Source organism: Streptomyces sp. NPDC088116 (assembly GCF_044741745.1).
In the GTDB taxonomy this organism is placed as follows: Bacteria; Actinomycetota; Actinomycetes; order Streptomycetales; family Streptomycetaceae; genus Streptomyces.
The window spans coordinates 162,042-182,336 of sequence record NZ_JBIUTF010000003.1 but is presented as its reverse complement, the minus strand read 5'-3'; the positions used below and the strand labels follow the sequence as shown (position 1 = coordinate 182,336).

The following is a 20,295-nucleotide window of genomic DNA, read 5'->3' as shown; positions in this document are numbered from 1 at the left end:
ATGACCGCTGATGTGCCTGTCGGCCTCACCGCCGCTCCGGGCGCCCGTGTCGGGATCGACGTGGGCGGCACCTTCACCGACTTCGTCCTCGCGCTGCCGGGCGACGCCCGGGGGCTGCTCCACCACAAGGAGCCCAGCACCCCCGGCGACCCCGCCCGCGCCGTCGCCGACGGCCTCGCCGCCGTCCTCGACCGGGCCGGGCTGCGCTCCGGTGATCTCGCCTCCATCACCCATGGCACCACCATCGGTCTGAACGCGATCATCCAGCGCCGTGGCGCCCGTATCGCGCTGGTCGTCACCGAGGGCTACCGGGACATCCTGGAGATCGGCCGCAGCCGGATGCCGTCCTCCTTCGACCTGCACGCCGTCAAGGAGGAACCGCTCGTTCCACGGGACCGGATCGTGGAGATCGCGGCCAGGCTGGGCCCGGACGGGCGTCCCGTACACACCCCGGACGACCGGGAACTCGCCCGTGTCGCCGAGGAGTTGGCGGCCACCGGGGCGGAGGCCGCCGCCGTACTCGTCCTCCACGGGCACACCGATCCCGCCTTCGAGGCCCGGCTGACGGAACGGCTCGGCGCCCTGCTGCCCGGTCTGCCGCTGACCTCCTCGGCCGCGATCTGGCCCGAGGTCCGCGAGTTCGAACGGGCCCTCGTCGCCTGCCTCAACGTGTACATCCAGCCGCTGATGCGGCGTTACTTCGACCGGCTCGAAGCACTGCTGGACGGCCTGGGCGTGACCGCTCCCGTCTATATCGCCGCTTCCAACGGCGGTTCGCTCAGCCTGCGCTCGGCCGCCGAACGTCCCATCGAAACCGTGCTGTCCGGACCGGCCGCCGGTGTCACCGCCGCCACCCGGCTCGGCCGCGCCGCCGGGATCCAGCGCCTCGTCACCTTCGACATGGGCGGTACCAGCAGCGACATCGCCATCGCCGTCGACGGCGAACCGGAGTTCGCCACCCACACCACGATCGGCGGGCTTCCGCTCATCCTTCCCGTGGTCGCGGTGAGCGCCATCGGCGCGGGCGGCGGCTCGGTCGTACGAGCCGACGAGTACGGCGTCCTCAAGGTCGGCCCCGACAGCGCCGGAGCCGACCCGGGCCCCGTGGCCTACGGCCGCGGCGGCATCCGCCCCACCGTCACCGACTGCTACCTGCACACCGGCGTCATCGACCCCGCCACCTTCCTCGGCGGACGGATGGCCCTCGACGCGCCCGCCGCCGCCCGCGCCCTGGGCCGGGTCGCGGAAGGCCTCGGTTTCGACAGCGCCGACCAGGCCGCCGACGGCGCCCTGCGGGTCGCCACCGCCGGTATGGCCGTGGAACTCCAGAAGACCCTCGCCGGACGCGGCCTCGATCCGGCCGAGTTCACCCTTGTCCCGTTCGGTGGCGCGGGCCCCACCCACGCGGCCGTACTCGCCGAGGAAGTCGGCATCCGCGAGATCGTCGTCCCGCCCACCGCCGCGACCTTCTGCGCGCTGGGCGCCGTCGGCGCGGACCTGCGCCGCGACTTCGCCCGCAGCCTGCGCCGCGATCTGGACGACACCAGCGTCGACGCCCTGCGCTCCATCCTGGCCGGGCTGGAGAGCCAGGCACGCACCTGGCTCTCCGAGCAGGGCCCCGCCACCGGGGCCACCCACCTCACCCTCGCCGTCGACATGAGCTACACCGGGCAGGCCTACGAACTCCGGGTCCCCCTCACGTCCCCCCTCACCCCGGCCGGACTCACCGAGGCGTTCCACCAGGAACACGAACGTCTCTACGGGTTCCGGGACGCCGGCGCCGCCATCCGTATCGGCACCGCCCGGCTCGCCATCAGCGCGGCGGGCCCCGATCTCACCCCGGCTCGCCTGCCCGACACCGCGAACGCCGCACCGACCGGCCCCGCCGGCCACCGGACCGTCCTGCTCTCCGGGCGCCGGGTCACCGCGGACGTGCACAAGCGGGACGCGCTGCGCACCGGGCACATCCTCACGGGACCGGCCGTGGTCGAGCAGGACGACACCACCGTACTGGTGCCTCCGGGCTGGTCGGCCACCGTCGACCGGCTCGGCAATCTCCGTCTCCGATACTCCTGACCACGGCAACGGCTCCGTCTCCGGTGCTCTGGACAACGGCTCCGTCTCCGGTACTTCTGACAACGCAAGGACACATCCGCCCATGAAGCTCGACCCGGTCACGCTGGAGATCATCGGCAACAAGCTCGGTGCCCTCACCGAGGAGATGTGCCTCACCCTCCAGCGCACCAGCCGCTCCCTGTACGTCAAGGAGACGGCCGACTTCTGCTGCGCGCTCGCCGGACCGGACGGCCGTTTCACCGCGTATCCGCGCGGCATCGGTGTCTCCGGCTTCGTCGGCCTCGACGTACGTACCGCCGTCGAGCAGGCCGGGCCCCTGGAGCCCGGCGATGTGATCGTGACCAACGACCCGTACACCTCGGGCGGCCTGGCCACCCACCTCACCGACATCCAGCTCATCGAGCCCTACTTCCACAACGGTGAGATCGCGGCCTACGGCTGGGCGTTCATCCACTGCTCCGACATCGGCGGGCGGGTACCCAGCAGCCTCGCGCCCACCAACCACGAGATCTACCAGGAAGGCCTGCGCATACCGCCGGTGAAGCTGTTGCGCGCCGGCGAACCGAGCCGCGACATCGCCGCACTCCTCGCCGCCAACAGCCGTACCCCCGAGGCCAACGACGGTGACCTGCGGGCCATGCTCGCCGCCCTGCGCACCGGCCGCGAGCGGCTGACACAGGTGATCGCGCAGCACGGCGCCGCCGACATCGCCGCCGCCCACACCGACCTCGTCGACTACACCGCGGAGAAGGCCACCGCCGCGCTCGCTCAACTGCGCGACGGCACCTACCGGTTCACCGACTACCTCGACGACGACGCGGTCTCCCCGGTCCCGGTGCGGATCTCCGTCACCGTCACCCTCGACCGGGGCGCGCTGCACCTGGACTTCACCGGCACCGACCCGCAGGTCGACGCCGCGTTCAACATCGCCAGCCACGGCCGGGCCCACGCCTGGATCACCACCCGGGTCCTCGCGCTCATCTGCACGCTCGACCCGGCCGTCCCGCTCAACGGCGGGCTGATCCGGCCGGTGAGCGTCACCGCCCCCGAGGGCTCCGTCGTCAACGCCCTGCCGCCAGCGGCCGTCGGCATCCGGCACGCCACCGCCTCCCGCGTCAACGACGCACTCGGCGGAGCACTCGGGCTGGCCGCCCCCGAGGTGATGCCCGCGGCCAGCAGCGGCCTCGTCGTCCCCGTCGTCGTCGCCGAGAACGCGCCGGGCGGCGGCCAGAACGTACAGGTACTGGAGCCCATGGTCGGCGGCACCGGCGCCCGGGACGGCGCCGACGGCGTCGACGGCCGTGACAGCGGTATCTCCAACCTCGCCAACAACCCGGTGGAGACCGTCGAGACCGAGATCGGCGCCCAGATCATCCGCTACGCGCTGCGCCCCGACTCCGGGGGCCCCGGGCGCTGGCGCGGAGGCTGCGGCCTCGAACTCGTCTTCCGCGTCCTCGGCGACGACTGCCGGCTCCTCGCGCGCGGCCTGGAGCGGATGCGCTTTCGCCCGTGGGGCTCCGCCGGGGGCGGCCCCGGCGCCCCCGCCCAACTCGTCGTCAACGAGGGCCGGGCCGACGAGCGGCGGCACACCAAGATCGACATGCTGGCGCTGCGCCGCGGCGACACCGTGACCCTGCGCACCTCCGGCGCGGGCGGCTACGGCGCCCCCTGGACCCGTGACCCGCTGGCCGTGCTCGACGACGTACGGCGCGGCCTGGTCACCCGAGAGGCGGCGGCCCGCGACTACGGTGTCGCCGTCACCACCGCCTCCGACGGTCGCCCCGCCCTGGACGAGACGGCGACCCAGGAGCTGCGCCGCGACACACCACCCGCACCCATCGGCACCGGACCCGAGCGCGCGGCCTGGGACGCGGTCCACGACACCGAGGCAGCCGACCGGCTCGTCGCCGCGCTCTTCCGTCTCCCCCAGTCCCGTCGTTACGCACGCCGGGCGGCGATTCACACCGCGGTGCTGAACGGACTCCCGGACGGTTTCCCGGCCGTCGCCGCGTCCGACGCCGAACTCGCTGCCGCCCGCGCCATGTTGGCGGCACAGACCACCGAACTCGAAGAAGAGGCCGCCGGCTGAGGACACGATCCTCCTGGGCAGGTCGATGGCAGGGTGCCCAGGGGCGACACCCGCCCATGCGCGTGCACCCGCCGACAGACCCGACTGATGTGTCGCCCTGTCACCGCTCCCTGAACTTCGGCCCATTCCACTCAACCCCGGTTATGACCAAGGGAATCGGTGGCATGGTGGAGGTGCGCACGAGTGACGGGGGACACACATGGGCGAGAGTCATGAACCGATGCGCTGGGACGAGCGGGCCCGCGGCGGTGCGGGCGGCTGGGTACGGATGGCCGACAGCTCTCCGCCGGCCGGCCCGCCACCGGGCGGTGACCGGTCGGACAACGACCAGCGGCCGGTGCCGGGAAGGTTCATCCTCTTCGCACTCGCCGGTGGGCTGGCCGTCGCCGCCATCGTCCTGATCGTGTCCCACTACGTACGTTCCGCCCCCGCTCAGGCCGACCACCCCGCCGGCTCCGCCTCCTCGCGGTCGGAGTCGCTGGCAGGGGCGCAGCCACCCGCGGGGTCGGCCTCCGTCGAAACGGGATCGCCCCGGTCGCAGGAGACACCCGCCACCGCCGAGGACCAGGCCAGGGCGGTGGACGCGCTGCTGGAGAGAAGCAGCGCCGACCGCGAGAAGGTTCTCGCCGCGGTCAGTGCCGTGGAGGCGTGTGAATCGCCCACGTCCGTCACGGAGGCGAGCGAGGACCTCAACGCCGCCGCTGCCCGGCGCGAGGACCTGGTCACCCGCCTCGGCGAACTGCCCCTCGACAAGGTCGATTCCGGCCCGCTCGCCGCCGACAGCCTGCGGGCGGCCTGGCAGCACTCGGCCGACGCCGACCGGGCGTTCGCCGGCTGGGCCGACGACGCCGACGGTTGCGCACCCGGCGATGCGCCCCGCACCGCCTCGTACCGACGTGGCGTCGAAAGCAGTGACCTCGCCACCGCCGCCAAGGAGAAGTTCCTCTCGGCCTGGTCGCCGATCGCCTCCCGGTACGGACTCCCGGAGCGCGACAGGACCAGGATCTGACGGCGTCGCCCGACAGCTCGTCCTGTCTCCGGCGCCGCGTCCCCGCCTCGTGGCTCTCCCCTGTCCGTCCTGACGGAAGGACCGCATCCCGCATGTCCGATCCGAACACCCCCGGGCCGGGCCCGGCCCCCGTACCGGACCCCCACGCGCCGCCCCGACCCGGCAGCGCGCTGTGGCACCTCGTCCGGTCCCAGGCCGGGAACCGGCCCGGGGACGCCACCGCCTATCTGCGCGGAGCCGCGCACATCGACCGGGCCTTCCGGGACGCCGTGCTGGCCGAGCTGGCCGAGAATCCGCACCGTATCCCGCCGCCGTCGTACGGGGTGGACCTCGCCGCCGTCCTCAAGGAGTGCTACGTCGCCCGGCGTTGGGCCGCGGTCCGGGCGGGGCTCCTGCTCGGTATCCCCCTGCTCATGCTGCCGTTCAGCGTGGCGGGCGCGCTCATCCCGCCGACGCTGGTCCTGTTGGCCCGGCTGGCGATGTATCTGGGCCGTACGCTGGCACGTCTCCTCCGGGGCGACTCCGGCACGACCCGGCCGGGGCGAGGCGTCGGCGCGCTGCTCCTGGTGATCGTGGTCCTGTGGTTCGCCTGGGTACCGCTGCGCGCCCTGGCCCTGCTCCCGGTCCTGCTGATCACGACGCTCGGCGAGAGCGGCGACGGCGCGGCCGACTCGACCGGGCTGGGCAGGCACCTCATGGTCATGCTGATGGTGTTCATCGGCTGGGGGGCCGTGGCAGCCGTGCACCAGTACCGCACGACCCGTCTCAAGCACCTCTTCGCGACCGGTCGGGCCCCCGACCATCCCGACGGCACAGGAGCCATCGCACGACAGATCGACCAGGTGCGGCGCCGGCAGGCCGACCCGGATGTCGTCTACAGCGACTACGCACCGTTCGTGGGCGCCGGAATCGAGCTGGACCACTGGTCGTTCGCCATCGAGCTGGTCCCTGATCCGACCCGTAAGGCGACCGGTGCGGCAGCCGCCCATCCGGCCGCCTTCACCGTGCCCGACGTACATGCGCGGATACGGAGCGAACTGTCGCGACTCGGCGAGGGCGACGCCTATCCGGGCGACCGGATGCACGGAATCCGGGTGGACGACTACGTCATGAAGAGCGGCAAACGGCTCGGTCCCGTACAGGACTGGAGCGGTACCGGCCCCGATTCCGCCTTCCACCTGATGGCGCCCGCGGCCCGCGCCGCCGCGGCCGTCCGGCTCCGTACGCCGCCGGGCGCCGATGTCCCGCCGACCTGGTGGCCCGACAGCCTCGACCTCTTCGCCGAGGAACGGCTGCGGCACTATCTGACGGTCCGGGTGGGCAGTTGGGGCGACGAGGTGGTCCTCACCGTCTTCAGCCGGGTGCAGATGCAGGGCGGTCTGCTGTTCCTGGAGTCTCGCGCGTTCCTGCTGCCACCGATCGCCCGCGCCTACCACGCGATCGACGACGTGCTGCCGCCCTCCGACCCGGCGGACTGGCTGGATCTGCTGCGGGAGTCGTTCGCCTCGGTTTTCACCCTGGTGTCCGACGCCCCGGGCGATCTCTTCGCCCCCTCCCGCACATCGGCCGCCGCCGCGCGCTCCGAGGCCTGGTACCGACGCATGTGCGCGACCGACCGGGTGGTCGACCACGGGCCGCGGTACTCGGTCCGGGAGCTGGCGGCGGAACCCCACTTCCAGCAGCTCTTCCAGGAGATGGACGTCCAGCGCTTCCTGAAGAGCATCCAGACCAGGACCGTCACCGCGGTACGCGCCGCCCTGCGCGACGCGGGATACAGCACCGGCGAGTACGACGCCCGCGCCACCATCGTCTTCGACCGCTCGGTACGGGTCGACGGAACGGTGCACGGGAACATCCAGACAGGTGACCACGCGCGGGCGAGTCACCAGACGATCAGCACACCGCGGCCACACGTCGGGCCGAGGTCCGACGGCGGCTCCACACCAGGGAGTTGAACGATGACCCACTTACCGGCCGACGACGGACGCGGCATCCATATCGGCGGCGGCAGCACCTTCAACGGGAACGCCCAGACGGGCGACGGCAGCAGCGCCACGTACGTCCACCACGCGGGCGACACGCGCGGCCCCGCCGAGTCACCCGAGGTGATCCGGCTGCGTGAAGCGGTCGAGGAACTGCGCCGGCAGCTGCGGGCCGTCACCGCCGCCGAACTGCCCCCCGCCGCGGCGGACGCCGCCGTCTCGGCGCTGGACGAGGTGGACGAGGCGCTGCCGTCGACCGAAGAACCGGTCCGGGGACGAGTCCAGCGCGCCATCTTCACGATCACCGGAGCGCTGGCCTCGGCCGCCTCACTGACCGAGGCCGTCACGGCGCTGCGCGATGCGGCGGCTCCCTGGTTCTGAGAGGAGGTCGGCGTCGACCCGCCTGGACACGGTTACAAGGGACGACACCTGCACATGCACTTGCTTGCCCCGCCGACATGCCCGTTGACCTGGGACAACGCAGCCCTGGAGCCCATCGGGCCAGTGAGGGGAGCACCCGCCGTGTTCTCTCACGTTCTCACACAGTAAACAGTCACAGGAACGCCTTTACCCAGGTCAGAGCCACACGGTGAGGCCCGGGGTCGTCAAGACATCAGCATCGGCACGCCGGGCTGCCGGGCGCCGGGCGGGCGGCAAGCGCTTCAACCGCAGACGAGATCAGCGTGAACGCCGACAGCGCGCCAGTCACCTGCGCGCTCACAGCCCTGCGAACAGGAAGCCCCACCTGCCTTCCTGCGCCGGTCAACCGGCCATGGCCGCCACGACCAGCACAACAGCCGCACCGCACAGCAGCACCACAAGCGGCCATGCCGGCCGGCCGCGCCCGGTACGCCTGCGCCACAGCACCAGCCACAGCGCACACGCCGCCACGAACACGACCGTCACACCGCTCAGCTCGCCCTTCCGCCACACCACCCGCACGGCGTCAGGGTCAGAACCCCATACAAGGAGCGCAACGAGGACGCCCACGGTCAGCGCACACACCGCTTCCAGCAGCCTGCTCATACGGGGCCCTTCTTCTCCGGCGTGTCCGTCAGGTCACTGCGCGGGCGGAACGGACGGCTTGACCTCGACGGACTCCGTCCTGCGGCCTTCTGCGTCCGTGCTGACGGACCGCTTCTCCCCGGCCCGGGGACCAGCCACGGGCGCCTGGGGCGCACCGGACTGCGCGATCTTGACGCGCGTCTTGACCATGAGGGTAACGATCAGATGACCCGAACGAAACAGCCCAGCCCCGACCGGCCGAGCACGAACCGATGAAGACCCGGTTCGGCAGCCGTCCGCAGGGCCGGCTCCGTCTTGCCGATGCCTCCCAGTCCGGCGACCGCCGACACCAGGACGGGCTGATGCCGCCTGCCGGGCGCCAGGGCTTGGAGGAGCATGTCGATCTCGGCGTCATCCACGTCGGCCGGCTCGGCTGACGCGCGGATCAGAATGCCAAGTGGCCAGACCATGACGGCCCGTCACGAGTTCCCTGCGGCAGATCCCCTCTCCCAAACGGAGCAGCACGGTACAGCCCCTCACACCGCTCGGGATCGCTCCAGCAGCTCCACGACCTCCCCGTGAGGCATACCGGGCTCCCGCCAGCCACGGGCCCAGTCCAGCGCACTGCCCCCGACGCCGTCACGCTCCTTCAGCTCAGGGTCGGCGCCATGAGCCAGCAGCAACCCCGCCATGACGGGGTCGGCATGGGCCGCCGCAGCCGCCAGCGGGAGCCCGTCGCGCGGGCCATGGGACTCCAGATTCGGCGACGCTCCGGCCGCCAGCAGAAGCTCCGCACAGCGGACCTCGCCCTGCGCCACGGAAAGATACAGGGCAGTCCCACCGTCCGGGCGCCGATCGTCCGGCGCTGCGCCCAGACGCAGCAGACGAGCCAGATCCCCCACTCGGCCTTGCTCTGCCGCCTCGCACAGGCGTCGGGGGAGCTTCTTGCGTTGCCTGTTGTTCACCATGCTCCTCACCCTGAAGCAAAGGCCGGCCGCCCGTGCACCACACCGCGGCCGACCCTGTCACTCACTTGAACACACTACGGAACGTGCAGTGATGGGCCCGGTACCCCTTGCCGTACTTCTGGCTGATCTGTGCCTGCACGTCACTCTGGGCCGCGTTCTCGGCAGCCTTCTTGCTCCTGCCCGTTCCACTCCCCTTGAGCTGCTTGTTGCCGTGATCCCCCGATCCGATCTTCTCGACCGCACAGGTCGCCGAGGAGTGCCACTTCTTCTTCACCACAACGGCATCCGCGCCGGCCGCCCCGGCCAGCGGCACCAGAACCAACAGAGTCGAAACCATCGCCGCACGGAACTTGTGACTCATCATCAATCTCACCTTCCCGGCAGGTCGTCGTGGGCGCCGACTGCGCCTGACAACGAGAAACCGCACACATTGCGACGATATGGCTACCAATTGTAATCTTGCGGAAACCCGGACACCCAATGGGACTTCAGTGCGCACAGCATGTCGGTCTGGATCCAGGACGGCGGCCTGATCCCGTCCGCACCTCACTGTCCGCGCGGAGCCGGCGTCCTCGGCGGTGCGCACGATCCGCTCCTGATACGCCTTGCGTTCATCGGACATAGCCGTCCGGTGCCGGTCCTCGTCCTCGACCCGCTCATGTACGGCCTCTCGCCGCGCATTTGCTCGCGGCCGCAGGTGTACCTCCACGCTTCGAAACCCGCTTGTCCTGCATACCCCGCCGCACTGAAGGGCCCCACTCGGGCACCGGCACATTCCTTGCCGCACACAGCCGGTCCGTCTGGTAAAGCGTCTTCCACAAGTTCGACAACGCCTCGTTACCCAGGTCCTCACAGGTGAGGTCGAGCTCAAGACCCAACTTCGCGTGCAAGACGACGTTTCGCCACCACACACCGCCTTCACCGTCGGAGGAGTTTTCTTCGACGGTAGAGCCAGGCACTGACAATCCGGCAGGAATAGGATCAGTCAACCGTTGTGAGAATGGGCTCGTATCGTGCAGGTCGGCCCTGTGAGAGGCGGACGCAGTGACGGCACGGCGGCTTCGGTGGCCGCCAGGCCGTCATCACCCTGGCCATCCTGGTCCAGTGCCCGCAGGTACTCGGCGCGGACGGCAGCGATCTCGCGCTCCATCGTCGCCCGCACATCAGCGGTGACACGGCCGCGACGTCGGCCGTGTCACTGGTTCAGCGAATCAGGTGGGGCCGCGATCAGTCCGGCCTCCACCATCAGGTCCTCGGTCCGACGCCGGTAGCCGCAGGCCTCGCACAGGCCCGCCCGGCTCGGTGATGTTTCCAGGGCCCCGTCATCGCGAATCCTGGGTAAGCGGGCCAGTCTGATTTGTCGTCACGAGCCATCGATGCCTTCGGCAGGCGGGCGGTGGTCTTCTTGCTCGGGCCCAGGGTCCACATGGGGACGCCGTGCTTCAGCCACGATGCGACGCCATGACCGGATCACATCGGGAACCTGATCAAGCAGGCCCTTCAAGGCGAACATGAAAATGGACACGGCGCCAGCCGTTGCCAGAATCCCTAGGACGATCTGCGCATCCATGCTTGGGCCTCTCCTCCAGATGGAGGGCGGCCGAACTGAGCGCGAAACTGCATGCAGAATGGCAGGTGTCTCAGGTCAACCACCCTGAAGACGAGTGATCAACTGAGGCCCTGCCGACGCACAGGCCGTGTGTGAAATTGTCGCGATTGACGCGGCGTCAACTCGGTGACAGACGCGCCCGAAAGGGACGTCGGACCCATTCCCGTCGCAGCCAGCTCCGCTGGCCGTGCCATACGAACTCTAGACGCAAGTTGTTCTGATGTCTGCTCTGCACCAAGTACAGCCGAGCGCTCGCGGTCGTGGATCACGCGAGCGCGGCGGCACTGCCGCGACCACGAACAGCTCCCGCAGGTCAGCGAGTCACTGATCACCTGGGCGTCCATCACCTTGATGACCCGTCGGCTCGCCCGGAAACCGGCGCGACGGTCGCCACGGACGATCCCGGCCGCCGCCTGACGACCAACATCAATCTCGCAACCGTCACGACCGTCAACAGGTTGCAGCGCCACGGCCCGCATTCTCCCCCGGCCCCACCTGTCCCCGTAGACCGGGCCCGCCCTGGCCTACGGGGCCGAAAGCAGGCACTCAGCAGAGTTTACCGGTGTACCAAGCGTTGCGGATCTGCGAAGTGGTACCGAGTTGAGTAACGCCGGGGCGGACACAATGTTTGGTGTCCCACTCATTGATCCGGTCGATCTTGATCTGGATGGTGGAACCGTCCGTGGTGCAGTGGTTGTAGAAGGCCAGGTGGTTCTTGGTGAAATACCCGCAGGGATCCGCTGCAGGGGCTGCCGCAGCCGCGGGCGCGGCCGCAGCCACCGGAGCGGTGATACCCAGCAGAAGCGTGGTCAGGGCGAGAGGAATCAGTCGTCGTGTACTCATGAGGAGAAAGTACCCACAAAGCGGAAAAGGGGAACCAAAGGCCCCGACCTGGCCGAATCATGACCGGCCGTTACGGGCGGACCAAATGCGTAGGCGAACTCCTCCGTTCGTGGCGAAACGGCTGGTGGGGCCTCATGCCGGCGGGCGCGCGCCGATTAGCACGGGCCGTCACGAGAGCGTCAAATCCCCCGACCACAAAGCCACTTGGACGCACGAAATCGGTAGGAGCGTCTTCGCTCTCGTCCCACCCGGATCTGAACAACCAGGGGAATCGGAAGAGATGAAGTCAAGAATCCCCCTCACCGGTGCCATCGCGGCGGCAGTCGCGTTGCTGGCAACCGCCAACCCCGCGGTAGCCGCCGACAGGCCTCTGGAGGGCAACGGCTGGAGGCTTCAGTCCAAGCACCGCATCACCAGCATCGCGCCCGGCACTGCCTTTACCATCACGTTCACGTCAACCGCGCTCAAGACCAAGTACACGCCGTATCTCACTCGGTCGATCGCGCAACTCAAGGCCGAAGGCGTGAACATATCCATCGGTGGCGTCACCAACATCGACCCCGGAATGTGCCCTCCCACAAAGGGAACGATCCAGTTCGCCGAGGTCTACCGTGCGTGGCGCAGTGCGAGGAACGCGGCTTGGGGCATGGACTTCGTATGTACGCCCCCTTGACAGCCACCTGGTGATCCTTGACTTCGCGGCACTGGGTGACCACCTGTGCAAACAACAGGGGGTGCGTCCAGGGGCTCGCGTCGGGTCGAGGTCATGCGGCGGTTACCCGGCGCGGGCGGGCAGTTCGCCGATCGCGTGGCGGATCGCGGTGAGGAAGGTCTGGATCAGGGGGTGCTCCCCGGCCCCGGCGCGTATGGTCGCGAGCACGGTGCGCGTGTGGCCTGCGGAGCCGTCGAGGACGAGACCGGGGGCGCGGTCGAACCACAGCATGTCGGGCAGGAAAGCCACCGCGTGGCCCTGCTCGACCAGCCGTGCGTGGACCAGCATGTCCGCGGACACGTAAGCGACGTACGGGTCGAACCCGGCGGCGTGACAGATGGGCATCGCCCATGCGCGGGCGGGCGTGCCGACGGGTTCCATCACCCAGGGGTGCTCGGCCAGATCGGCGAGCGACGCCACGGGTGCGGAGGTCGCCAGCCGCATGGCGTCGTCGCACAGCAGGTGGTGCTCGAACTCGGAGGCGCGGGCCGGCCGCACGTGCCCTGGGAACGTCTCGTCGATCACGAGGTCGAAGTCCCGGGTGAGCAGACCTGGCAGCGAGGTGTCGGGCTCGGCCTGGGTGGCCTCCACTCTTATCCGGGGGTGGTTCTCCCGCAGCCAGGTCAGCGCGACGGGCATCAGTGCGAGCATCGCGGTCTGGAAGGCCGCCACCCTGATCGTCCCGGACACCTCCCGCAACGAGGCCGCGATCTCCGCCTCGGCGCGCTCCAGCTCCCGCAGCGCCTTCTCCGTGCGTGCCACGAGGATCTCCGCCTGCGGTGTCAGCCGGACCCCCCGGCCTTCGCGGTCCAGCAGCGGAGCACCGACTTCGGACTCCAGCAGCGTCAGTTGCTGGGAGACAGCCGAGGGGCTGTAGGACATCGCCGAGGCGACAGCAGCCAGCGTGCCGCGGTACTTCAGCTCCCGCAGCACCGCCAAGCGGCGCAGGTTGTACACGCCCCTCACTCCATTCATCAGATTCTATGACCTGTCTTCTCCAGAAACATTCACTTTACTGAAGGGAGGTGCTTTGGGACCGTGAAGGCAGAGCAGCACCGCACAGATGGGAAATAAAAGGCATGGACATCAAGGCGCTCCGCCAGGACACCCCGGGCACCGCGAACCGGATTCACCTCAACAATGCGGGCGCGGGCCTACTGTCGCGGCAGACCCTCAAGGCCGTGACCTCCCATCTGGAGTTGGAGGCCGCGATCGGCGGCTACGAGGCCGCGGGTCAGGAAGGGGACCGCATCGATGCCGTCCACGGGCGCATCGCCCGACTGGTGGGTGGACAGGCGGACGAGATCGCCCTGTTCGACAACTCCACCCACGCCTGGAACGCCGCGTTCTACTCCATGACGTTCAAGCCGGGCGACCGCATCCTCACCGGCCGGGCCGAGTACGGCAGCAACGTCCTGGCCTACCTGCAGACAGCCCAGCGCACCGGGGCCGAGGTCGTCGTCGTCCCCAACGACGAGTCCGGCCGGCTCGACACCGCAGCCCTGGCGAACCTGATCGACGACCGCACCAAGCTGGTGGGCATCGCCCACGTGCCCACCAGCGGAGGCTTGGTCAACCCGGCCGCCGAGATCGGACGCATCACCCGCGCCGCCGGCGTCCCCTTCCTCCTCGACGCCACCCAGTCCGTCGGCCAGTTCCCCATGGACGTCACCGAGCTCCGCTGCGACATGCTCACCGCCACCGGCCGCAAGTTCCTGCGCGGCCCACGCGGCACAGGCTTCCTGTGGGTCCGCCCCGAGGCACAGACACACCTGGAGCCGCACGTGACGGAGATAGCAGCGGCCACCTGGGACGGCAAGCGCAGCTTCACCTGGCACGACGGCGCGCGACGTTTCGAGACATGGGAAGTCAGCTACGCCAACGTCCTGGGGCTGAGCGCCGCCGTCCAGCAGGCCCTGGATCTCGGCATGGACGAGATCGGCCGACGCACCCTCGCCCTCGGCACCTATCTGCGCGACCGGCTGGACGCCGTGCCCGGCATCACCACGCACGACCTCGGCCGGCAGCGGTGCGCGATCGTCACCTGCAAGGTCGACAACATGCCCACAGCCGATGCCGCGGCCGCCCTCGCCGGACACGGCATCAACGTCAGTACCACCGACCCGGTGCACACCCAGTTCGACACCGAGGACCGGGACGTCCACCCGCTGGTACGGCTCTCACCGCACTACTACAACACCGAAGCCGAAATCGACCGCGCCGTCGAAGTCCTCACCGAACTCGCTGCGGCCCGCTAGGTCCGGCCACCGCAAGAACGTACAGCCCCCGGCGACGCCTGCCGGGCCACCGCCGCCGGGCGGAGCACTTCAGGCCGCCCGGCCGTAGCCGTCCACGCCAGGACCGCCGCCAACCAGCGCGCACCTGTGGCTGATGTCGTCGCCAGAACCGAGCAATGTCACGTCCCTCGCGGCAGCCGATGCCGCGTCCTCCGCGGCCGGGAGCGTCGGGGCAAACAGAGCGCGCTCGACAACGGGCGGTGCCTGCAAGTACAGGCCGGTATCACCTCACACTTGCGGCTCCTCCAATATTCATGCGCGGGAGCCATGCCTGCGCCTCTCTCCGCGTAGAACCCGGTACACGGCTGCGGCCATCGGCCCCTCAAGCTGCCGCCTACCTGACGGTTCGTCAGTAAACTCGGCAAGGGGTCAGCATTGCCCCTCCCTGGCACGGTTACACGAGGCGACACCTGCACATACACTTGCACCCGCCGACATGCCCGTTGACCTGGGACAACGCAGACCTGGAGCCCATCGGGCCAGTGAGGAGCACCCGCCGTGTTCTATTACGTCCTCAAATACGTACTACTGGGGCCCCTGCTGCGGCTGCTGTTCCGGCCCCGGATCGAGGGCCTCGAACACATCCCGGACGAGGGCGGGGCGATCGTGGCAGGCAATCATCTGTCGTTCTCCGATCACTTCCTGATGCCGGCGATCCTCAAGCGGCGCATCACGTTCCTCGCGAAGGCCGAGTACTTCACCGGCCCGGGTCTCAAGGGACGGCTGACCGCCTTCTTCTTCCGCAGCGCCGGGCAGATCCCGGTCGACCGGTCGGGGAAGGAAGCCGGGAAGGCCGCGATCCGGGAAGGCATGGGGGTTCTGGCCAAGGACGAGCTGCTGGGGATCTATCCGGAGGGCACCCGATCGCACGACGGCCGCCTCTACAAGGGGAAGGTCGGGGTCGCGGTGATGGCGATCAAGGCGCAGGTGCCGGTGGTGCCGTGCGCCATGGTCGGGACCTTCGAGATCCAGCCGCCGGGACAGACCATTCCTCGTATCAGGCGGGTCACGATCCGCTTCGGTGAGCCGCTGGACTTCTCGCGTTACGCGGGCCTGGAGAACGAGAAGGCGGCCGTCCGCGCGGTCACCGACGAGATCATGTACGCGATCCTCGGGCTGTCCGGACAGGAGTACGTCGACCGCTACGCGGCCGAGGCGAAGGCCGAGGAGGCCGAGTTGGCCAAGGCGGAGCAGGCGAAGAAGTTCCCGCGACTGCACCGCTGAGAGCGAATCCGCCGGAGGCGAAAAGCTCTGGGCGCGCCCGACCCGTACCTCTAGCTTTCCCGTATGACCAGGGGACAAGCGGTGGTGATCGGAGCGACCGGACAGATCGGGCGGGCCGCGGTGCGGGCGCTCGCCGAGGACGGCTGGGAGGTGCGCGCGGCCTCGCGTGGTGGCGGCGGGGACGAACCCGCGCCCGAGGGGGTACGGACGGTCCGGCTGGACCGGGAGGTCGACGGTGCGCTGGCCGGGGTCGTGGGCGACGGCTGCGATCTGCTGGTGGACATGGTGGCGTACGGGGCGAAGCACGCGGGGCAGTTGACCGGGCTCGCGGACCGGATCGGTTCCGCCGTCGTCATCTCCAGCGTCGCGGTGTACGTGGACGACCGGGGCCGCGGCTTCGAGACGCAGGACGAGCCGGACGGCTCACCGCGCTATCCCGTGCCGATCCCGGAGACCCGGCCCACGGTGGCTCCCGGCGACGCGACGTACGCCACGGGCAAGGCACTGCTGGAGCAGGAGCTGCTCGCGGTGGGCGACACTCTGCCGGTGACACTGCTGCGGGCGGGCGCGATCCACGGCACACACTGCGGCGTACCGCGCGAGCTGTACTTCGTCAAGCGGCTACTGGACGGCCGCCGACGACGGGTGCTGGCGTACGGCGGCCGGAGCCGGTTCCATCCCGTCCATGTCTCCAACGTCGCCGAGCTGATCAGGCTGGCGGCCCTGCGGCCCGGATCGCGGGTGCTCAACGCCGGGGATCCGCAGGCGCCGACGGCCGCGGAGATCGGCGAGGCGATCGACGCGGTGATGGGGCGCGAGACCGAGACCGTGCTGGTGGACGGACCGCCGCCGGAGGGCGGCATCGGCGACCATCCCTGGTGCATGGAGCATCCCGTCGTGCAGGACATGACGGCCGCGGAGCGGGAGTTGGGCTACCGGCCCGTCAGCGGCTATGCCGAATCGCTGCCGGAGACCGTCGGCTGGCTCACCGAGCGGCTGAGCGGCCGGGACTGGGAGGACGCCTTCCCTCAACTGGCCAGGAGTTACGGGCGGGAGGGTCTCTTCGGCTATGCGGCGGAGGACGCCTGGCTGGAGCGGTACGACCGGGGTGATGTCCCGGGTGCGTGAGGGCAGTTCCCGTACGGACAAAGGAGGGTGACGGGCCGTCAGGCCCGTCACCCTCCTCCTCACTCGTACCGCCGCTTCTCGTTCTTTACGGCTTGGGTGTGGCGTGCGGGGCGCAGGTGACGTCGCGGCTGTCCAGCGCTCCCGTCAACAGGTAGGACTTCACCCGGTCGTTGACGCACGGGTTCACCAGGTTGGTGATGCCGTGCGAACCGGCGTCCCGCTCGGTGATCAGGCGCGAGCCCTTGAACCGCTTGTGCAGTTCGACGGCGCCCGCATAGGGCGTGGCGGCATCGCGTGTGGACTGGGCGATCAGAACCGGCGGCAGCCCGTGGCCCGTCCTGACCTCCACCGGCGTCCGCTGCTTGACGCCCCAGGTGGCGCAGGGCAGGTTCATCCAGGCGTTGGACCAGGTCAGGAACGGGTGGTCCTGGTGGAGCCGGGTGTTGTCCCGGTCCCACTTCCTCCAGCTCGTCGGCCACTTGGCGTCGGTGCACTCGACGGCGGTGTAGACCGCGTTGCCGTTCTCGGCGGAGGCGTTGCCCTTGGTGTCGGACATGTCGGGAGCCGCGGCGTCGACCAGTGCTTGGGTGTCACCGGCGAGGTACTTGCTCCACACCGTGGCGACCGGCACCCAGCTGGAGTCGTAGTAGGGCGCGCTCTGGAACAGGCCGAGCAGCTCGGCCGGGCCGACGACACCGCCGATCGGGCTCTTCTTGGCGCTCGCGCGCAGTGTGTCCCACCGCTGCTCGACCTCGGCGGCGGTGGTGCCGATGTGGAAGGTGGCGTCGTTCTCGGCGACCCACTCCATCCAGTCCTGGAACCGGGTCTCGAAGGCGACGTCCTGGTCCAGGTTGGCCTGGTACCAGATCTTCTCCTTCGCCGGGTTGACCACACTGTCCACGACCATGCGCCGCACATGCGAGGGGAAGAGCGTGCCGTAGACGGCGCCGAGATAGGTGCCGTAGGAGACGCCCAGGTAGTTGAGTTTCCTCTCGCCGAGCCCGGCCCGGATGACATCCAGGTCGCGAGCGGTGTTGGGCGTCGTCATCTGCGGCAGCATCCAGCCGCTGCGCTCCTTGCAGCCGTCCGCGTACTCGGCCGCGAGCTTGCGCTGGGCACGCTTGTCGGCCTCGCTGTCGGGGACCGGATCGAGCTTGGGCGCCTTGACGAACTCCTGCGGATCGATGCAGGAGATGGGCGAGGAGTGGCCGACGCCGCGCGGGTCGAAGCCGACGAAGTCGTATGCCTTCGAGGCGTCGGCCCAGATCGCGTTCTTGGTGACGACCCGGCGCGGGAACGCCATGCCGGAGCCGCCGGGACCGCCCGGGTTGTAGATCAGGGAGCCCTGGCGTTCCTTCTTGGTGCCGGTGCTGCCGATGCGGTCGACGGCGATCTTGATCTGCCGTCCGTTCGGCTTCGTGTAGTCGAGCGGAACGCTCACCCAGCCGCACTGGATGGGCTTCTCCAGTGCCCAGTCGGCCGGGCAGTCCTGCCAGTCGATGCCCTTCTTCGCGGCCCGCTCGGCGGCGATCCGGGCGCCGTACGCCGCTGCCGGATCGTACGCCGCCGTCCCGTGCGCCCCGGATCCGGACGAGGCGGCAACGCCGGGCTGACGGCCCTCCGCGACCGCCGCCGGAGCGACCGTCGCGCCCGCTATGAGTGTGCCCGCGAGCAGCGTGCCGGCCGAGCCGAGCACTGTGGTGCGTCTCAAGTGGAACCTCCCCCTGTGTGCAGCGCCGCCCTCGGCAGCGCTGTTCGAGTGGCCTCCCCGGGATCCTTGCGCCTGTGAGGTTCCCACGACCAGGGCAGATGGGTATTTCTTTACCCAACCAATAACCGGTACGCGCGGTCCCGCTCAGCGGTACGCCCCTTCGTCGAGCACGTCGTCGAAGTCGTCCAGTGCTTCGCCCAGCACTTCGTCCAGTACGCGGCGCAGCCGGAGCGCGTCCGGTGCGAGTGCGGTGACCAGAAAACCGGGACCGGCGAGCGGTGTGAGCACGGCGGTGTCCCCGAGAAGCCGGGTCCGCGCTGGTTTCTCCTCGAACTCCGGCCCTGTCACCAGGAGTTGTCCGACGGCCCGGTGCCCGCCGAGAGCCGCTCCGCCGTCCCAGCCGCCGGGCGCTCCGGGTCCGTACGCCAGTTCCTGGTCGAAGAGAGGGCGTTCGGCGCGGTGGACGGTGAGGCGGCTGAAGAGGGTGCCCGGTTCTTCGCCGTGGCGGCCGAGGATCTGTTCCTCGCGCAGCACGAGCCGCCCGGTGGCGGTGACTTCGACGCGGGTCCGCATCCGCAGATCGCTGCCGTACGCGGAGATGAGCTGTTCGGGCAGCCAGTTCAGCCGGGCGTGCTCCCCCACGGTCAGCCGCACGTCGTAGCGGGCGGGCTCGGCGCCACCCGCGGGTCTCCCCTCCTCGCCATGCGGCCGCCCACCGGCCGCGCGTCCGGGCAGGGCGACAGTCGCCGCTGCCGCGTCCACGGTCAGCCGGGCTCCCTCCTGTACCTCCGCCTCGATCGCCAGCCGGTCGCCACCGAGCGGCGCGCTCATCGCGCCGACGACGGTGACCCGGCTGCCCGGACCCTTCGCGCGGGTGCGGCGCAGCGCGAGCGGCCCTTCGCCGGTCAATACGGGCAGCCCGGCACGGGTGGCGACGATACGGGCGGTGGCCTGGACGCTCATGAGGTCCAGGCGGCGAGGCGCCCGAGCACCCAGTCCGTGACCGGCTCCGCGCCGCCCTCCTCCTTCAACGACGTGAAGGCGACGGGCAGTTCACCGCGCTGCTCCTTGGCGTCGCGGGCCATCCGGCCGAGGTCGGAACCGACGTACGGCGCGAGGTCCGTCTTGTTGATCACCAGCAGGTCGGCGGTGGTGACTCCGGGGCCGCCCTTGCGCGGGATGTCGTCGCCGCCCGCGACATCGATGACGAAGATCTGGGCGTCCACCAGCCCCTTGGAGAAGGTCGCGGTGAGGTTGTCCCCGCCGGACTCGACCAGGATCAGATCGAGCGGTCCGACGGCGTCCTCCAGATCCTCGACGGCTTCGAGGTTGGCGGAGATGTCGTCACGGATGGCGGTGTGCGGGCAGGCCCCGGTCTCGACGGCCTGGATCCGCTCGGGCGGCAGAACGGCGTTACGGAGCAGGAATTCGGCGTCCTCGCGGGTATAGATGTCGTTGGTGACGACGGCGAGCGACAACCGGTCGCGCAGCGTGCGGCAGAGCGCGGCGACGGTCGCGGTCTTGCCCGACCCGACGGGCCCGCCCAGGCCGATACGCAGGGCGCGGCGCCTGCCGTCGGGACGTACGGCATCGGCACTGACGGCGGCCGGGCCGTCGTGGGTGTGGTCGAGATGCATGGTGC

At 69.9% G+C, this 20,295-nt stretch carries 20 protein-coding genes; 9 read left to right on the top strand and 11 right to left on the bottom strand.

Annotated elements, in window-relative coordinates:
* The 5 genes from ACIOJD_RS13300 to ACIOJD_RS13280 all read left to right on the top strand — a co-directional run bounded on the left by ACIOJD_RS13300 (position 1) and on the right by ACIOJD_RS13280 (position 7,537).
* Positions 1-2,076: a hydantoinase/oxoprolinase family protein gene (locus ACIOJD_RS13300; RefSeq protein WP_401912116.1), complete on the top strand. Its 2,076-nt coding sequence runs from the start codon at positions 1-3 to the stop codon at positions 2,074-2,076.
* Positions 2,077-2,158: 82 nt separating this feature from the next.
* Positions 2,159-4,165 carry a hydantoinase B/oxoprolinase family protein gene (locus ACIOJD_RS13295; protein WP_401912113.1) on the top strand — a complete coding sequence of 669 codons (2,007 nt, stop codon included), beginning with the start codon at positions 2,159-2,161 and terminating at the stop codon, positions 4,163-4,165.
* A 199-nt stretch (positions 4,166-4,364) separates the two neighbouring features.
* A complete protein-coding gene (locus tag ACIOJD_RS13290; RefSeq protein ID WP_401912110.1) occupies positions 4,365-5,174 on the top strand; it encodes a hypothetical protein in 810 nt (269 codons plus the stop codon).
* 92 nt (positions 5,175-5,266) lie between these two features.
* On the top strand, positions 5,267-7,129 hold the full coding sequence (locus ACIOJD_RS13285) for a hypothetical protein (RefSeq protein WP_401912108.1): 1,863 nt from the start codon (positions 5,267-5,269) through the stop codon (positions 7,127-7,129).
* A 3-nt stretch (positions 7,130-7,132) separates the two neighbouring features.
* Entirely contained in the window at positions 7,133-7,537 is a 405-nt protein-coding gene (locus ACIOJD_RS13280; RefSeq protein WP_401912105.1) for a DUF5955 family protein, read from the top strand.
* 381 nt (positions 7,538-7,918) lie between these two features.
* Here ACIOJD_RS13280 and ACIOJD_RS13275 read toward each other — a convergent pair whose 3' ends face one another.
* From ACIOJD_RS13275 to ACIOJD_RS13245, 7 genes are all read right to left on the bottom strand, one after another.
* Positions 7,919-8,182, bottom strand: coding sequence for a hypothetical protein (locus ACIOJD_RS13275; RefSeq protein ID WP_401912104.1), 264 nt, complete (start codon positions 8,180-8,182; stop codon positions 7,919-7,921).
* Between the two features lie 33 nt (positions 8,183-8,215).
* Positions 8,216-8,371: a hypothetical protein gene (locus ACIOJD_RS13270; protein WP_401912102.1), complete on the bottom strand. Its 156-nt coding sequence runs from the start codon at positions 8,369-8,371 to the stop codon at positions 8,216-8,218.
* An 11-nt stretch (positions 8,372-8,382) separates the two neighbouring features.
* The gene (locus ACIOJD_RS13265; RefSeq protein WP_401912100.1) at positions 8,383-8,631 is read right to left on the bottom strand and encodes a hypothetical protein; all 249 of its coding nucleotides are present in this window, start codon (positions 8,629-8,631) and stop codon (positions 8,383-8,385) included.
* 66 nt (positions 8,632-8,697) lie between these two features.
* A complete protein-coding gene (locus tag ACIOJD_RS13260) occupies positions 8,698-9,129 on the bottom strand; it encodes an ankyrin repeat domain-containing protein (protein ID WP_401912098.1) in 432 nt (143 codons plus the stop codon).
* 61 nt (positions 9,130-9,190) lie between these two features.
* The gene (locus ACIOJD_RS13255; protein WP_401912096.1) at positions 9,191-9,493 is read right to left on the bottom strand and encodes a hypothetical protein; all 303 of its coding nucleotides are present in this window, start codon (positions 9,491-9,493) and stop codon (positions 9,191-9,193) included.
* A 999-nt stretch (positions 9,494-10,492) separates the two neighbouring features.
* The gene (locus ACIOJD_RS13250) at positions 10,493-10,699 is read right to left on the bottom strand and encodes a hypothetical protein (protein ID WP_401912094.1); all 207 of its coding nucleotides are present in this window, start codon (positions 10,697-10,699) and stop codon (positions 10,493-10,495) included.
* 585 nt (positions 10,700-11,284) lie between these two features.
* Complete coding sequence (locus tag ACIOJD_RS13245) at positions 11,285-11,581, bottom strand: DUF6355 family natural product biosynthesis protein (protein ID WP_401912092.1); 297 nt, start codon at positions 11,579-11,581, stop codon at positions 11,285-11,287.
* Between the two features lie 280 nt (positions 11,582-11,861).
* Between ACIOJD_RS13245 and ACIOJD_RS13240 the strand changes: the two genes are divergently transcribed.
* Positions 11,862-12,254 carry a hypothetical protein gene (locus ACIOJD_RS13240; RefSeq protein WP_401912090.1) on the top strand — a complete coding sequence of 131 codons (393 nt, stop codon included), beginning with the start codon at positions 11,862-11,864 and terminating at the stop codon, positions 12,252-12,254.
* 102 nt (positions 12,255-12,356) lie between these two features.
* On the opposite strand, the gene ACIOJD_RS13235 is transcribed toward ACIOJD_RS13240, so the two are convergent.
* On the bottom strand, positions 12,357-13,250 hold the full coding sequence (locus ACIOJD_RS13235) for a LysR family transcriptional regulator (RefSeq protein ID WP_401912087.1): 894 nt from the start codon (positions 13,248-13,250) through the stop codon (positions 12,357-12,359).
* A gap of 122 nt (positions 13,251-13,372) precedes the next feature.
* Between ACIOJD_RS13235 and ACIOJD_RS13230 the strand changes: the two genes are divergently transcribed.
* The 3 genes from ACIOJD_RS13230 (at position 13,373) to ACIOJD_RS13220 (ending at position 16,942) form a co-directional block, all read left to right on the top strand.
* Positions 13,373-14,551: an aminotransferase class V-fold PLP-dependent enzyme gene (locus ACIOJD_RS13230; protein WP_401912085.1), complete on the top strand. Its 1,179-nt coding sequence runs from the start codon at positions 13,373-13,375 to the stop codon at positions 14,549-14,551.
* A gap of 537 nt (positions 14,552-15,088) precedes the next feature.
* The gene (locus ACIOJD_RS13225; RefSeq protein WP_401912083.1) at positions 15,089-15,814 is read left to right on the top strand and encodes a lysophospholipid acyltransferase family protein; all 726 of its coding nucleotides are present in this window, start codon (positions 15,089-15,091) and stop codon (positions 15,812-15,814) included.
* 63 nt (positions 15,815-15,877) lie between these two features.
* Complete coding sequence (locus ACIOJD_RS13220) at positions 15,878-16,942, top strand: NAD-dependent epimerase/dehydratase family protein (RefSeq protein ID WP_401912081.1); 1,065 nt, start codon at positions 15,878-15,880, stop codon at positions 16,940-16,942.
* 85 nt (positions 16,943-17,027) lie between these two features.
* Here the strand turns inward: ACIOJD_RS13220 and ACIOJD_RS13215 are convergent, their stop codons facing one another.
* The 3 genes from ACIOJD_RS13215 to ureG form a co-directional block, all read right to left on the bottom strand.
* Positions 17,028-18,653: an alpha/beta hydrolase gene (locus ACIOJD_RS13215; protein WP_401912078.1), complete on the bottom strand. Its 1,626-nt coding sequence runs from the start codon at positions 18,651-18,653 to the stop codon at positions 17,028-17,030.
* A 144-nt stretch (positions 18,654-18,797) separates the two neighbouring features.
* Entirely contained in the window at positions 18,798-19,616 is an 819-nt protein-coding gene (locus ACIOJD_RS13210) for an urease accessory protein UreD (protein WP_401912077.1), read from the bottom strand.
* The gene (gene ureG, locus ACIOJD_RS13205) at positions 19,613-20,290 is read right to left on the bottom strand and encodes an urease accessory protein UreG (RefSeq protein ID WP_401912075.1); all 678 of its coding nucleotides are present in this window, start codon (positions 20,288-20,290) and stop codon (positions 19,613-19,615) included. Before ureG ends, ACIOJD_RS13210 begins: the two co-directional genes overlap by 4 nt.
* Positions 20,291-20,295: the final 5 nt, after the last annotated feature.

Bases quoted from the DNA above. Each gene is read 5' to 3' on its own strand.
- ACIOJD_RS13250 (WP_401912094.1), bottom strand. From the start codon at position 10,699: ATGGATGCGCAGATCGTCCTAGGGATTCTGGCAACGGCTGGCGCCGTG.
- ACIOJD_RS13255 (WP_401912096.1), bottom strand. From the start codon at position 9,493: ATGATGAGTCACAAGTTCCGTGCGGCGATGGTTTCGACTCTGTTGGTT.
- ACIOJD_RS13280 (WP_401912105.1), top strand. From the start codon at position 7,133: ATGACCCACTTACCGGCCGACGACGGACGCGGCATCCATATCGGCGGC.
- ACIOJD_RS13300 (WP_401912116.1), top strand. From the start codon at position 1: ATGACCGCTGATGTGCCTGTCGGCCTCACCGCCGCTCCGGGCGCCCGT.
- ACIOJD_RS13245 (WP_401912092.1), bottom strand. From the start codon at position 11,581: ATGAGTACACGACGACTGATTCCTCTCGCCCTGACCACGCTTCTGCTG.
- ACIOJD_RS13295 (WP_401912113.1), top strand. From the start codon at position 2,159: ATGAAGCTCGACCCGGTCACGCTGGAGATCATCGGCAACAAGCTCGGT.
- ACIOJD_RS13285 (WP_401912108.1), top strand. From the start codon at position 5,267: ATGTCCGATCCGAACACCCCCGGGCCGGGCCCGGCCCCCGTACCGGAC.
- ACIOJD_RS13220 (WP_401912081.1), top strand. From the start codon at position 15,878: ATGACCAGGGGACAAGCGGTGGTGATCGGAGCGACCGGACAGATCGGG.
- ACIOJD_RS13275 (WP_401912104.1), bottom strand. From the start codon at position 8,182: ATGAGCAGGCTGCTGGAAGCGGTGTGTGCGCTGACCGTGGGCGTCCTC.
- ACIOJD_RS13260 (WP_401912098.1), bottom strand. From the start codon at position 9,129: ATGGTGAACAACAGGCAACGCAAGAAGCTCCCCCGACGCCTGTGCGAG.
- ACIOJD_RS13240 (WP_401912090.1), top strand. From the start codon at position 11,862: ATGAAGTCAAGAATCCCCCTCACCGGTGCCATCGCGGCGGCAGTCGCG.
- ACIOJD_RS13290 (WP_401912110.1), top strand. From the start codon at position 4,365: ATGGGCGAGAGTCATGAACCGATGCGCTGGGACGAGCGGGCCCGCGGC.
- ACIOJD_RS13210 (WP_401912077.1), bottom strand. From the start codon at position 19,616: ATGAGCGTCCAGGCCACCGCCCGTATCGTCGCCACCCGTGCCGGGCTG.
- ACIOJD_RS13270 (WP_401912102.1), bottom strand. From the start codon at position 8,371: ATGGTCAAGACGCGCGTCAAGATCGCGCAGTCCGGTGCGCCCCAGGCG.
- ACIOJD_RS13230 (WP_401912085.1), top strand. From the start codon at position 13,373: ATGGACATCAAGGCGCTCCGCCAGGACACCCCGGGCACCGCGAACCGG.
- ACIOJD_RS13265 (WP_401912100.1), bottom strand. From the start codon at position 8,631: ATGGTCTGGCCACTTGGCATTCTGATCCGCGCGTCAGCCGAGCCGGCC.
- ureG (WP_401912075.1), bottom strand. From the start codon at position 20,290: ATGCATCTCGACCACACCCACGACGGCCCGGCCGCCGTCAGTGCCGAT.